The organism is Micromonospora sp. WMMD723 (assembly GCF_049863385.1).
Lineage (GTDB): Bacteria > Actinomycetota > Actinomycetes > Mycobacteriales > Micromonosporaceae > Micromonospora > Micromonospora wenchangensis.
Window position 1 is genome coordinate 7,219,718 of the sequence record NZ_JBMKNR010000001.1, and the last position, 13,171, is coordinate 7,232,888.

Here is a 13,171-nt window from a genome sequence, read left to right on the forward strand (position 1 = left end):
CAAGGTTAGTCGCCGGCCCCGCCGGCCGGAGCGCCGCCCTCCACCGAACGGCCAGGGTGGGCTGTCCCGGTGGCGTGGGCATGGCACCATACCCGTGTCGCCGGCAGGGTCGCCGGTGGCGGACACCAGCGCACCGGAGCACAGGCCGATAGGGGCAGCGACAGCGATGCCGGACGTGACGCCGCTGAACCCGCGGGACCCGCGCCAGGCCGGGCCGTACGAGCTGATCGGTCGGCTCGGCGCGGGCGGTCAGGGTGTGGTCTACCTGGGCCGCGACGAGCAGGGCAGGTGGGTCGCGGTCAAAGTCATCAACGTGGACCTGCACCAGCATCCCCGGGCGAAGGCCCAGTTCGTCAAAGAGATCGCCGCCGCCCGCCGGGTCGCGCCGTTCTGCACCGCGCAGATCCTCTTCGCCGACGTGGACGGTGACCTGCCCTACGTGGTCAGCGAGTTCATCGAGGGCGTCACCCTGCAACGGCACGTCCGCGAGCAGGGGCCGGTCACCGGCAACGCGCTGCACCGGCTGGCCGTCGGCACCGCCACCGCGCTCGCCGCGATCCACCAGTCCGACGTGGTGCACTGCGACCTCAAGCCGGACAACGTGATCCTCGCGGCGGACGGCCCCCGGGTGATCGACTTCGGCATCGCCCGGGCGCTGGACGTCACCGAGACGATGACCAGCCGGATCATGGGCACCGCCACCTACATGGCCCCGGAACGGTTCCGCGACGACGAGGTCGGCCCGGCCAGCGACGTGTTCGCCTGGGCCGGGACGATCGCCTTCGCGGCGTGTGGTCAGCCGCCGTTCGGCACCGGTCCGGTCGTCGCGGTGATGCACCGGGTCCTGCACGAGCCGCCGGACCTGACCGGGCTCACCGGTCCGCTGGCCACCCTGATCGGGCAGTGCCTGGACAAGGACCACCGGGTCCGGCCCACCGCCCAGGAGGTGCTGCTGCGGCTGCTCGGACGCGACGCCCACCCGAGCGGCGAGGTGCCGTTGCAGACCGTGCTGCGGGCCGGCACCGACGCCGCGGCCACCCGGCACGTCCCGCGTACCGTGGCCGCCACCCCGCCCGCCGCACCGGTCGTCGCGGCGGCCGACCCGTGGCCGACGACGGCGGCGGCGGTGGACCCCTGGCCGACCGCGGGGGTGGCGCCGGCCCCGCCGGGCACCCCGACCGCCCCGCAGGTGACCGGCGACCCGGTGCCGACGCCGTTGCCCACCACGTCGACCGCCCACCCCGCGCCGCCGACCGCCCCACCGGCGACGGCCTGGTCCGCCCCGGCCCCCACCCCGCCCGCCGCCACGGGCCGGCCGGCCACCGCGACAGCGACCCCGGACGGCTTCGGCCGGCGGCTGCGTCGACAGTGGGCCGACCCGTGGGGGATGTCCCTCGCGTTCCTCCTCGGCGCGGCCGGCTTCGCCACCGGGTACGTCGCCAGCACCGACGTGGGCACCGCCGCCGCCGTCGGTCTGCTCGCCCTCGCCGTGGTCTACGGTGTCCGTCTGCTCGTCGCCGCCGCGCTGACCCGATCCGGCCCGCCGGACGGCTCGGTCGAGCGGCCCGGCACCCGGCCCGTGCCGGCACCCCGCACCGACGCCTGACCCACCGAACGACCCCTGGAGGAGCCGATGGCCGCCGGTCAGCGTCCCGCCCGACCGTGGCTGCCGCACGCGGTGGCCGTCGTCGCGGGGCTCGCGGTGATCGCCGGGGCGTACCTGTACGTCCGGCCGACGCCCGGCACGGACCGGGCCGACTGCGTACCGCTGGAGGTCAGCTCCTCCACCGAGAAGAGCACGCTGGTCGCCCAGCTCGCCGACCGGTACAACGCCGCCGACCGGCGCTTCGGCGGGCGGTGCGCGCAGGTGACCGTGCACGGCCTCAACTCGGGCGAGGCGATGGAGGCGCTGGCCGGCGGGTGGGCGCTCACCCAGCCGAAGGTCGCCGAACCGCAGGTGTGGCTGCCCACCTCGTCGCTGTGGACCGGGCAGCTCCGCCTGCTCGACAAGGCTGCGGGCCGGCCCGCGCAGACCCCCGGGCAGTACCCGTCGATCGCCAACAGCCCGCTGGTCATCGCGATGCCCAAGGACCGGGGCGAACTGGTGCAGCAGCGCGGCCCGCTCGGCTGGGCCGACGTGCTCGGCCTCTCCGGCGGCACCGGCTGGGCGGCGTTCGGCAAGCCCGAGTGGGGCCGGTTCACCTTCGGCAAGGACAACCCGCACCTGTCCACCTCCGGTCTGGCCGCCACCATCGCCACCTACTACGCGGCGGTCAACCGGGCCAGCGACCTGACCAGCGAGGACCTCGCCCAGCCGGCGGTGACCCAGTTCGTCAGGCGGATCGAGGCCAACGTCTCGCACTACAGCGACGACTCGGTGGACCTGCTGCGCGGTCTCGCCGAGGCCGACGCCGTCGCCACCGGGGACGCCCCGGCGACCGACATGAGCGCGATCGTCCTGCAGGAGGAGCTGGTCTACCTCTACAACCAGGGCCAGCTCAGCCCCACCGGCGACAAACCCCGGGTGCCGCTGGTGGCGGTGCACCCCAAGGAGGGCACCTTCAACCTCGACCACCCGTACGTGGTGCTGCCGTCGGCCGACCCGGCGCAACGCGAGGCCGCCGAGGACTTCCTGACCTTCCTCCGCGACGGCCCGCAACAGCGCAGCTTCGCCGCCCTCGGCTTCCGCGACGACGAACGCCGCCCCGCCGAGACGCTGCTGGCCACGGTCGCCGGGCCGGGTGGCGACCGGCTCACCTACTTCGACCCGCCCACCCCGGAGGTGGTCGGCGCGATCCTCGGCAGCTGGGACACCCTGCGCAAGAAGGCCAACATCCTGCTCGCCGTGGACACCTCCGGCTCGATGAAGGCAAGCGTCGGCGACCGGACCCGGTTCCAGGTGGCCACCGACGCCGCCAGTAAGGCGATCGGGCTGCTCAACGCCGCCGACCAGGTGGCCCTCTGGTCGTTCTCCAGCGAGACCCCGCAACGGCCGAAGCGGCCGTACAGCGAGGAGGTACGGCTCGCCCCGCTGAACCGGGACGCGTTCAACCGGAAACTCGCCGGGCTGCGCATCGGCGGCAACACCGCCCTGTACGCCACCGTCCGCGCGGCGCACCGCACCCTGCTCGACAGGTACGACCCGAACCGGATCAACGCGGTGGTGGTGCTCACCGACGGCAAGAACGAGTACCAGAAGGACAGCGACCTCGACCGGCTGCTGCGGGACATCGCGCTGGACCCGAACAAGCCGGTGAAGGTCTTCTGCGTGGCCTTCGACCAGGACTCCGACCTGGCCGCGCTGGACCGGATCGCCAAGGCGTCGGCCGGCAAGGCGTTCGACGCCAAGAACCCGACCACCATCGACGAGGCGTTGGTGAAGGTGGTCAGCAGCTTCTGAGCCGGCCCGGCTGGTGTGCACCCGCCGCCACGGCCCGGTGGCGGGTGCGTTCAGTCGCCGACGCGGCGCAGCAGACCCTCCTGGACGGCGCTGGCGATGTGCCGGCCGTCGAGGGTGAACATCCGGCCGGTGGCCAGGCCCCGCGCGCCGGAGGCCGACGGGCTCCAGCAGTCGTAGAGGAACCACTCGTCGGCCCGGAACGCCCTGTGGAACCACAGGGCGTGGTCCAGGCTCGCCCCGACCAGACCACCCGGCCCCCAGACCTCGCCGTGCACCGACAGGACCGAATCCAGCAGGGTCAGGTCCGAGGCGTACGTCAGCGCGCAGGCGTGCAGCAGCGGATCGTCGGGCAGCTTGCCGTCGATGCGCATCCAGACCCGTTGGTGCGGGTCGGCGGGCCGGTCGCCGGGGCGTACCCAGCCGGGCTCGCCGACGTAGCGGACGTCGATCGGGCGGGGGATCTGCCCCCAGATGCCCAGCCGCTCCGGATAGCGGGCCAGCCGGTCGGACATCGTCGGGACGTCGTCCGGACCGGGCACGTCCGGCGGGGTCGGCGCCTGGTGTTCCAGGGCCTGTTCCTGCCGCTGGAAGGACGCCGACATGAAGAAGATCGGCTTGTCGTGCTGCAACGCCACCGAGCGGCGGACCGAGAAGGAGCGTCCGTCCCGGACGTTCTCCACCTGGTAGTCGATCGGTTCGGCCGGATCGCCGGGCCGGACGAAGTAGCCGTGCAGCGAGTGCACGAACCGCTCCGGGTCGACCGTGCGCCCGGCGGCGACCAGCGCCTGACCGGCGACCTGCCCCCCGAACACCCGCTGCGGGCCGACCGAGGGGCTGACCCCACGGAAGGACGTCGCGCCGGTGTGGTCGAGGTCGAGGACCTCGAGGAGCTGGTCGACCGCTGCCTGGCCGGTCGCCGCCGGACGCCCGTTCACCGAGCTTGCTCTGTTCGCTGTGCCGACCGGCTCACTGGAGCGCCCGGGCGGAGGCGGCGTCGACCAGGGAGCCGAGCTGGTGCACGCGCAGGGTGTTGGTGGAGCCGGGGGTGCCGGGCGGGCTGCCCGCGACGATCACCACGTAGTCGCCGGGGGTGGCCTGGTTGAGACCCAGCAACGCCTGGTCGACCTGGCGGAACATGTCGTCGGTGTGCTGCACGAACGGCATCAGGAAGGTCTCCACGCCCCAGCACAGCGCGAGCTGGCTGCGCACCTCGGGGACCGGGGTGAACGCCAGCAGCGGCAGGTCGCAGTGCAGCCGGCTGAGCCGCTTGACGGTGTCACCGGTCTGCGAGAAGGCGACCAGCGCCTTCGCCCCGATGGCGCGGGCGATCGAGGACGCGGCCACGGTCAGCGCGCCGCCGTGGGTGCGCGGGTCGTGCTGGAGCCGGGGCACCCCGATCGAACCGGCCTCGGTGGTGGTGATGATCTTGGCCATGGTGCTGACGGTGAGCACCGGGTACTTGCCGACGCTGGTCTCACCGGAGAGCATCACCGCGTCCGCGCCGTCGAGCACCGCGTTGGCCACGTCGGAGGCCTCGGCGCGGGTGGGGCGGGAATTCTCGATCATGGAGTCGAGCATCTGGGTGGCCACGATGACCGGCTTGGCGTTCTCCCGGCACAGCTGCACGGCCCGCTTCTGCACCAGCGGCACCTGGTCCAGCGGCATCTCGACGCCGAGGTCGCCCCGGGCCACCATGACGCCGTCGAAGGCGAGCACGATCGCCTCCAGGTGGTCGACCGCCTCGGGCTTCTCGACCTTGGCCAGCACCGGACGGCGCACACCCTCCTCGTCCATGATGCCGTGGACGAGCTTGATGTCCTCCGCCGTACGCACGAAGGAGAGCGCGATCAGGTCGACACCCAGGCCGAGGGCGAAGCGCAGGTCCTCGGCGTCCTTGTCCGACATCGCCGGGACGCTGACCGCCACGTTCGGCAGCGAGACGCCCTTGTTGTTGGAGACCGGGCCACCCTCGGTGACCAGGCACCGGATGTCGTTACCGGTGACGTCGCTGACCTCGACGGCGACCCGGCCGTCGTCGATCAGCAGCCGGTCGCCCGGCTTCACCTCCTGGGGCAGCTTGCGGTAGGTGCAGGAGACCCGGTCCCGGGTGCCGAGGATGTCGTCACTGGTGATCACCACCGAGTCGCCGGTGCGCCACTCGTGCGGCCCGTCGGCGAACTTGCCGAGCCGGATCTTCGGGCCCTGGAGGTCGGCCAGGATGGCGACCGGCACGCCGACCGCCTCGGCTGCTTCGCGGACCATCCGGTACACCGACTCGTGGTCGGCGTGACTACCGTGGCTGAAGTTCAGCCTGGCCACGTTCATGCCCGCCTCGATGAGGCCCCGGAGCCGCTCCGGGGACGAGGTGGCGGGGCCAAGAGTGCAGACGATCTTCGCGCGGCGGTTCACGCCCATCAGGCTAGTCTCTCCTCCGGGTCGGCCTACGGGCCGACCCCTTGCGGACTGAGGAACAGGGTCCGACGACGCGCGGGGTGGGCGCGTGGCCGGCGGGACGCGGGCCACGCCGGAGGCACGTCGGAAAGCGGCGGGCATCGGCGACCGCGCGCCGGGAATCGTACCGCCCGAGGGCAATCGCCGTCCGCGCGCTCCCGTGCTCCCGTGCGCCGACGCCGCCACCGTCGGTCACCGCCGCGCCACGCCCGTCGACCCGGCGCTCAGCTGTCGGTCTTGACCAGCGGAAACTCCAGCGAGCCCGCCGGGCAGAGGAACGTCAGCACGTCGACCATGTAGAGGCCGGCCTGCACCGCCGGGTCCGCCTCCATCACGCTGCGTACGTCCTCGACCGAACCGGTGCGGGCCAGGCCGATGCCGATCGGCGGGGCGGGCTCCCGGGCCGGGCCGTCGATCGAGCCGGCCACCAGCACCAGACCCCGCCGTTGCAGGGCCCGCATGTGCGCGGTGTGCTCGGCCTGGAGGCGCTGCACGGTCTCCTTCGGCAGCACCCGGCCGGCCGGCCCCGGGTAGAGCACGATGCACTCGTACGTGTCGAGTGCGAAGTCCAGCTGCGGCGTACCCGTCATCGCGCCCCTTCCCCGCGTCGGCGCCACACCGCGCCGGTGGTGTCCCCGGACCCGGCCAGCGTCCCACGGTGGGGACGCCCCTGACCGCCGGTCGGGACAACTCCGGGCCGGACGGGGCCGTCCCCGGGGCGGACACCGGGTGCGGCGGACGGCGTGGCCCGCCTTTCGGTCGGCCCACGCCGACAGATCGGCAGACGTGCCCGCCAGCCGACGCTGGTACGGTCCGACTGATGGGGAAGGCGCTCGATCCGCGGAGCGGAGGTCCCGACATGGCTCGCTCGTCCGACGCCCCCCGGCCGCCGGACGACTCCCGCTGGCGCGAACTGCTCTCCCACACCGGCCCGGCCGGCCGGTGGATCGTCGACCACGACTGGGCCGGCACCCCGCTCGGCCCGCTGGCGGACTGGCCGCCCAGCCTGCGTACGGCCCTGGTCGTCTGCCTGCACAGCCCGACGCCGGCCGCGCTGTGGTGGGGGCCGGAGCTGCTGCTGCTCGCCAACGACGGCTACCTGGCCCTGCTGGTCCCGGCCGGCACCCGGGCGCTGGGCCGGCCCGCCTCGGCGGTCTGGCCCGACGCGGTGCCCGCGCTGACCGGGGTGCTCACCGCCGCCCGGGTCACCAGCCGGCACGGCGACGACGGAGCCGGGCCGGTCTTCTCGTCGGGCCCGGTGGTCGACGCCGCCGGCCATCCGCAGGGCGTCCTCACCACCGTCACCGCCGCGCCCGGCGGCACCGCCGACTTCGCCGCGCCCGGCGGTCCGGTCGCCGCCGCCGACGGGGACCGGCGGCGGGCGTTGCGGCAGGCCGAGGGGTTGGCCCGGCTCGCCGGGGCACTCAGCGCCGCCGGCAGCCGGGCGGCGGTGATGGAGGTGGTCGGCGCGGTCACCCCCGGTCTGGTCGGCGCGGACCGGGTCCGGGTCGCGGCGGCCACGGCGGGCACCTGGGAGCTGACGGTGACCGACGACGCCGGCACCGGCGTACTGCGGGTCACCGACGACGAGCCGCTGGCCCGCGCGGTACGCGAGGAGACCACCGTGCCGCTGCCGGACGGGCTCTGCCTGCCGCTGCGCGACGGTGCCGGCGCGGTGCTCGGTGCGCTGGAGGTGCACTGGGCCGGGCCGGCCGCCGACGAGCAGGCCCGCCGCATCCTGCTCGACGCCGTGGCGGGGCTGTGCAGCCAGGCGTTGCGGCGGGCCGAGCTGACCGCGTCGGCGCGGGCGATGGCGGAGTTCGCCGCCCGGCTCAGCGTCACCCGGTCCACCGGTGAGGCGATCGACGTGATCCTGGACGCCGCCCCGATGGCGCTCGGCGCGGCGCTGCCCGGCCTGGCGATGCGCGACGAGGGCCGGCGGGTCCGGCTGTGGCACGCGGAGCTGCCCAGCGGGCTGGTCGCCACCTTCGACGACCTGACCATCGACGACCCCCGGCCGATCGCCCACGCGCTGCGCACCGGGGAACGGATCATCCTGCGCAACCGGGCCGAGTTCGCCGCCCGGCATCCCGGCCTGCCGGACCCGGCCGGCGAGTACGGGATGGTGACCACGGTCGTGCTCCCGCTGCTGGACGCCTCCCGGCGGCCCATCGCGGCGCTGGGTTTCGGCTGGCCCCGGGAACGGGCGCTGCACGACGACGACCTGGCCCTGCTGGACACCGTCGCCGACCTGTGCGAGCAGACCCTGGAGCGGGTCCGGCTGGCCGCCGCCGAACACAACCTGGTGACCCGGCTGGCGGGCCGGCTGCGCACCTCGGCGACGATCGGGCCACCCGGCCTGGAGCTGGCGACCCGCTACCAACCGGCGATGAGCGGCCTGCACCTGGGCGGCGACTGGTACGACCTGGTCGACCTGGACGACGGCCGGCTGGCGGTGGTCGTCGGGGACGTGGTGGGCCACCAGGTCGAGGCGGCGGCTGACATGGCGCAGCTGCGGACGGTGGTGAACACGCTGATCCGCTCCGGGGTGCCGCTGGCCGAGGTGTTCCCCCGGTTGACCGGGCTGCTCGGGGTCGGGTTCCTCGGCACCTGCCTGGCGATGGTGGTCGACCCGGTGGCCGGGCAGGCGCAGGTCGCCCGGGTGGGGCATCCGCATCCGGTGCTGCTGCGGCCGGGCCGGCCGCCGGAGACGGTCTGGACGGGGCACTCGCTGCCGCTCGGGCTGGTCCGTGACCCGGTGCCGGTGACGACCGTGGCGTTCGGCCGGGGTGACCTGCTGGTGGCGTACACCGACGGGCTGGTGGAGCGGCGTGACCAGGCGTACGACGCCGGGGTGACGGCCCTGCACGAGGTGCTCGTGCCGGTGCGGGACCAGCCCGTGGAGGTCATCGCGGACACCCTGCTGACCAAGCTCTCCGGCTCCGACGACGACCAGGCGCTGGTGATCATCCGGCACGCCGGCTGAGTGTCGACGCCCACATTCGGTCCGGGGGTGTTGCCGACCGCGATCTTCGGGAAAGCCGTCGGGGTGGGTGGCTAGATTTGCCACCGACGACAACCACAGGATCGGGGTACGGCACATGGGGTCCAGCAGTCAGCCCGCGAAGGCGTCAGGCACCTACCGGATCGGCGGCGACCTGCAGGTCGACCGGCTCGGTTACGGGGCCATGCAGATCACCGGGCCGGGGGTGTGGGGCGACCCGAAGGACCCGGCCGAGGCGGTGCGGGTGCTGCGCCGGGCGTACGAGCTGGGCGTCACGTTCATCGACACCGCCGACTCGTACGGGCCGTTCGTCTCGGAGCTGCTGATCAGGGAGGCGCTGCACCCGTACGCCGACGACCTGGTCATCGCGACGAAGGCCGGCCTGACCCGCTCCGGGCCTGGTGACTGGCGGCCGGTGGGGCGGCCGGAATACCTGCGCCAGCAGTGCGAGCTGAGCCTGCGGCACCTGGGCCTGGAGTCGATCGGCCTCTACCAGCTGCACCGGATCGACGCGAAGGTGCCGTTGGAAGATCAGCTCGGCGAGCTGGCCCTGCTCAAGCAGGAGGGCAAGATCCGGCACATCGGGCTGTCCGAGGTGACCGTCGCGCAGATCGAGGCGGCCCAGAAGATCACCCCGATCGTGTCGGTGCAGAACCTCTACAACCTGGCCGACCGCAGCGCCGAGGACGTCCTGGACCACTGCGAGCGCAACGACCTGGCGTTCATCCCGTGGTTCCCGATCGCCACCGGCAACCTGGCCAAGCCGGGCGGCCCGCTGGACGCCATCTCCACCGGGCACGACGCCACCCCCGCCCAGCTGGCGCTCGCCTGGCTGCTGCGCCGCTCGCCGGTCATGCTGCCCATCCCGGGCACGTCCTCGGTCGGTCACCTGGAGGAGAACGTCGCCGCCGCCGAGGTGCAGCTCACCGACGAGGAGTACGACGCCCTGGCCAAGGCCGCCTGACCGCCCCGCCCCCGCCGGAGATCACGGCGTCGCCCGCGCCACCACGCATACCGGGTCATCGTCATCGTGGCCGCCCGTCGGGGGGTCACGGCCTCCGGCCAGCATGCCTCGGTCGACGAGGACCTGACCCGGACGGGGGTCGCCGTGGTGGCCCGTCGGCGATCATGGCATCGCCGGCCGCCCCGGCGTGTCGTGCCTGACGGCAACAGGTCGAACACCCCTTATGCCTGTCCGTCATATCTATGACGGACAGGCATAAGGGTCTCCGCGCAGCGCCCGACCCACGACGGGAGCGATGTAGCGGCATCCCAAGCTACGGATAGCGCTACATCGCCCCCGTCGTTGAACCCCGACGGACCGAACGCCGCACGGCGGGCGCGGGGCCAGGGCCCGGGGGGCGGGTGGGCCCGGGGGCGGGTGGCGGCGGGTCAGCCGCCGGGGGTGATCTCGTTACCGGGGTCGGTCGGGCGCAGCGCCCGCTGGGCCTCGTCGAACAGCTTCGCCGGGTCGGTGCGGCCGTTGACCTGGATCTCCACCTCGGAGTCGCCGACCTGCAGCCGGATGCTCACCTCGGTCCGCTGCTGGTCCACCCAGCTCTGCACCAGGTTGAACAGACCGGGCAGCAGCCCCTGGGCGACCACCGCGATGATCACCGCGTCGCTGAATCCGGCCCGGCCACCGGCCCCGCCCCCCGGCCCGGCGTCGCGGACCAGGGCCCGGTAGTGCGGGTCGCGGTGCAGCCACGCCAGCAGCGTCGTACGCTGCGGGCCGGCGGCACGGGGGGCCAGCACCAGCCGGGCCGGTGCGGTGGAGCGGGGCACGGTCATCTCGGTCTGCCTCTCAGTCATGCGGTCCGGCCGGCGGATCAGTCGTCACCGGGTTGGAAGGTCAGCTTGCCGTCGACCACCGACAGCACGCCGCTGACCCCGAACGTCTCGTTCTCGGTGAACGGCGTGGTCCCGAAGTAGCCGACGGTGCTGCCGGTGGCCTGCGCCGAGCCCTGCGCCTCGTACGAGGTGGAGACCCGGGCGGTGGCCGGGCCGGTCAGGGTCAGTTCGATGGTCGGGTACCGGGTGATCTTCCAGGCGATCTTCTTCACCGGCGAGCCGCCGGTGTAGTAGCGGAACGGGCACCCCTGCGGGGTGGCCACCGCCTGCGCCGCGCAGCCGTCCAGATAGGACCGTACGCTCTGTTCCGCCGCCGCCTGCGCCTCGGGACGCAGGGTGGGCGTCAGCTCCGCGCCGCTCACGCTCTGCTGCCCGGGTACGACGTAGACCACCCGGGGTGCCGTCTCGCTGAGCGCGGTGCTCTCCCCCGCCACCGTGTACGCCCCCGGCAGCAGCGGCACCGCCACCCCCGCCTCCTCCGCGCCGGTCGGTGCGGGTACCCCGTTGACGGTCAGCGGGGCCGGGCCGCCGGGCAGGGTCAGGGTCGCCGGGGCGGCGTCGATGTGCCAGCGGTGGAACAGCCCGAGCACGGCGGAGTCGTCGCGGCGCAACGGCAGCTCAGCGGTCAGCTTCTGCCCGGCGAGGGTGTAGGCGACCGTGGCGACCGCCTCGTCGCCGTCGCGTTCCACCCCCGTCACGGACACGTCGGTGGGCGGGCGGTAGTCCTTCGCCGCCACCATCCGGGCGAGCTGCCCGCTGTCGCCCAGCGCCGCCCGCACGTCGGGGGTGAGCTGGTCGAGCGCCTCCGGGCCGTCGTGGTCGGCCAGGGCCCCGAAGTAGTCGCCGACGGCCGCCTGGGGGCGGAAGAACGCCCACTGGGCCGTGGTCAGCCCACCGCCCAGGCAGCTCACCAGCACCAGCGCGCCGACGACCAGCAGGGCGCGCCGGGAACCGACCGCCGTCGTCGTCGTACCGCCGAACAGCTCGTCGAGGCCGCGTGCGGTGGCCGCGCGGTCGGTCACCGGGTCGGGGACGGGCCGGTCCAGCCGGTCCAGCCGGTCCAGCCGCAGCTCGGACGGGGGGTGGGTGGCGCAGACCGCCTCGTCCCAGCCGCTGCGCCCGGTCTCGAAGGAGCGTCGCCGCTCCAGCATGGACCGCATCCCCTCCCGGTGTCCGGCGAGCACCGCGCCCGCGTCGGCCCGGTACTCGGCGGCCCGGACGTCCCGGCGGTGGCAGGGCAGGACCACGTACCGCATGGTGAGCAGCACCGGCCAGAAGAACAGGAACACCACGAAGTCGGTGGCCGGGTGCGGGAACCGGCGCATCAGCCAGGCCGGCAGGGCGTGCACCAGCACCAGCGGCAGGCCGACACCCCTGATGAACGCGCTGGTCACCTCGTCGCCGGTGCGCCAGTGCACCAGTTCGTGGCTGAGCAGCGCGGCGATCTCCTCGTCGGTGCAGTCGAGCACGGCGGTGCTCACCACGACGTGCCGGGCGTACGCGCGGGCGTTGGCGAGCACCGGATCGTCCTCGATCAGCAGCCGGGGTTCCCCGGGCAGGCCGAGCCGGGCCGCGCAGTCGCTCAGCAGCGGACGCAGCCGTTCGGCCTCCCGCCGGCTGAGCTGCCGTGCCCCCGAGACACCCAGCAGCCACGGTTCCAGCAGCACCCGCCCAACGGTGTAGAGCACCCCGACCAGGCCGGCGGCGATCACCATCCCGGCCAGGCCGGTGAACAGGTTCGCCGGTTCGTCGACGGCGTTGCGCCAGGGCAGCACCAGCACGGCCAGGAAACCGACAAGCGCGCCGAGCGCGAACCCGGCGAACCCGCCGACCACCCCGCCGGAACGCGCCACGAACGCCTCCAGCAGCGGCCCGACCAGCGGGGCGTCCCGCAGCAGCGCGGGCACCGTCTCGTCGGACTGGGTGCCTCCGGCGACCAGCCCGTACAGGCCGAGGGCGAGGCCACCCCAGACCGCCGCGACCAGCGCCAACGGCACGTAGAACCAGGTGGCGAGGAAGGCGCCGAGCACGCCCCGCCAGTCCCGCACGATGCCGGCGCGCAGCCAGACCAGGGCGCTCGGGTAGCCGGGCGGGCGGTGGGCGAACCGGTCCCCGGCGGCCGGGGACTCCTGCGCCTGCGCGGCACCGACCGACGCCGTCGCCCCGAACGACGCCGTCGCCCCGGCCGGCGGGTCGCCGCCGGGCGACGCCGGTCCGCCAGGCGACGCCGGTCCGCCGGGCGACGCCGATCCGCCAGGCGACGCCGGTCCGCCAGGCGACGCCGATCCGCCCGCAGGTCGCAGGGGTGTGCCGGCCGGCGGGTCGGATTGCCGGTCGGTGGTGGGGCCGGGCTGGGCCGCGCGGGGATCGGGCTGCGGCTGGGGGTCCAGGTCGGGCACGGGAGGCTCCTCGACTACGGATGTCGCCGGCCGTGGCGCGGGCCCGGCGGACCGGGCCACCGGCGG

At 74.2% G+C, this 13,171-nt stretch carries 9 protein-coding genes; 4 read left to right on the forward strand and 5 right to left on the reverse strand.

The genetic code is table 11. The features are described 5' to 3' along the window. Positions 1-166 precede the first annotated feature (166 nt). Entirely contained in the window at positions 167-1,606 is a 1,440-nt protein-coding gene (locus ACN261_RS31120) for a serine/threonine-protein kinase (protein ID WP_425853520.1), read from the forward strand. A 27-nt stretch (positions 1,607-1,633) separates the two neighbouring features. Next, positions 1,634-3,400 (forward strand): substrate-binding and vWA domain-containing protein, encoded by a 1,767-nt coding sequence (locus ACN261_RS31125; protein WP_421483391.1) that lies wholly within the window; start codon positions 1,634-1,636, stop codon positions 3,398-3,400. Positions 3,401-3,450: 50 nt separating this feature from the next. On the opposite strand, the gene ACN261_RS31130 is transcribed toward ACN261_RS31125, so the two are convergent. The 3 genes from ACN261_RS31130 to ACN261_RS31140 all read right to left on the reverse strand — a co-directional run bounded on the left by ACN261_RS31130 (position 3,451) and on the right by ACN261_RS31140 (position 6,441). Next, positions 3,451-4,335 carry an acyl-CoA thioesterase gene (locus ACN261_RS31130; protein ID WP_421483392.1) on the reverse strand — a complete coding sequence of 295 codons (885 nt, stop codon included), beginning with the start codon at positions 4,333-4,335 and terminating at the stop codon, positions 3,451-3,453. Positions 4,336-4,366: 31 nt separating this feature from the next. Further along, positions 4,367-5,815, reverse strand: coding sequence for a pyruvate kinase (gene pyk / locus ACN261_RS31135; RefSeq protein ID WP_421483394.1), 1,449 nt, complete (start codon positions 5,813-5,815; stop codon positions 4,367-4,369). A gap of 260 nt (positions 5,816-6,075) precedes the next feature. After that, entirely contained in the window at positions 6,076-6,441 is a 366-nt protein-coding gene (locus ACN261_RS31140; protein WP_088643099.1) for a YciI family protein, read from the reverse strand. 269 nt (positions 6,442-6,710) lie between these two features. On the opposite strand from ACN261_RS31140, the gene ACN261_RS31145 reads away from it, so the two are divergent. Further along, positions 6,711-8,837: a PP2C family protein-serine/threonine phosphatase gene (locus ACN261_RS31145; RefSeq protein WP_425853521.1), complete on the forward strand. Its 2,127-nt coding sequence runs from the start codon at positions 6,711-6,713 to the stop codon at positions 8,835-8,837. 115 nt (positions 8,838-8,952) lie between these two features. Further along, on the forward strand, positions 8,953-9,819 hold the full coding sequence (locus ACN261_RS31150; RefSeq protein ID WP_421483397.1) for an aldo/keto reductase: 867 nt from the start codon (positions 8,953-8,955) through the stop codon (positions 9,817-9,819). A gap of 428 nt (positions 9,820-10,247) precedes the next feature. On the opposite strand, the gene ACN261_RS31155 is transcribed toward ACN261_RS31150, so the two are convergent. Together ACN261_RS31155 and ACN261_RS31160 are read right to left on the reverse strand one after the other, a co-directional pair. Then, positions 10,248-10,667: an effector-associated constant component EACC1 gene (locus tag ACN261_RS31155; RefSeq protein WP_425853522.1), complete on the reverse strand. Its 420-nt coding sequence runs from the start codon at positions 10,665-10,667 to the stop codon at positions 10,248-10,250. Positions 10,668-10,684: 17 nt separating this feature from the next. Continuing rightward, positions 10,685-13,105, reverse strand: coding sequence for a M48 family metalloprotease (locus tag ACN261_RS31160; RefSeq protein ID WP_425853523.1), 2,421 nt, complete (start codon positions 13,103-13,105; stop codon positions 10,685-10,687). Between the last annotated feature and the right edge of the window lie 66 nt (positions 13,106-13,171).

Bases quoted from the DNA above. Each gene is read 5' to 3' on its own strand.
- ACN261_RS31120 (WP_425853520.1), top strand. From the start codon at position 167: ATGCCGGACGTGACGCCGCTGAACCCGCGGGACCCGCGCCAGGCCGGG.
- ACN261_RS31125 (WP_421483391.1), top strand. From the start codon at position 1,634: ATGGCCGCCGGTCAGCGTCCCGCCCGACCGTGGCTGCCGCACGCGGTG.
- pyk (WP_421483394.1), bottom strand. From the start codon at position 5,815: ATGGGCGTGAACCGCCGCGCGAAGATCGTCTGCACTCTTGGCCCCGCC.
- ACN261_RS31140 (WP_088643099.1), bottom strand. From the start codon at position 6,441: ATGACGGGTACGCCGCAGCTGGACTTCGCACTCGACACGTACGAGTGC.
- ACN261_RS31145 (WP_425853521.1), top strand. From the start codon at position 6,711: ATGGCTCGCTCGTCCGACGCCCCCCGGCCGCCGGACGACTCCCGCTGG.
- ACN261_RS31150 (WP_421483397.1), top strand. From the start codon at position 8,953: ATGGGGTCCAGCAGTCAGCCCGCGAAGGCGTCAGGCACCTACCGGATC.
- ACN261_RS31155 (WP_425853522.1), bottom strand. From the start codon at position 10,667: ATGACTGAGAGGCAGACCGAGATGACCGTGCCCCGCTCCACCGCACCG.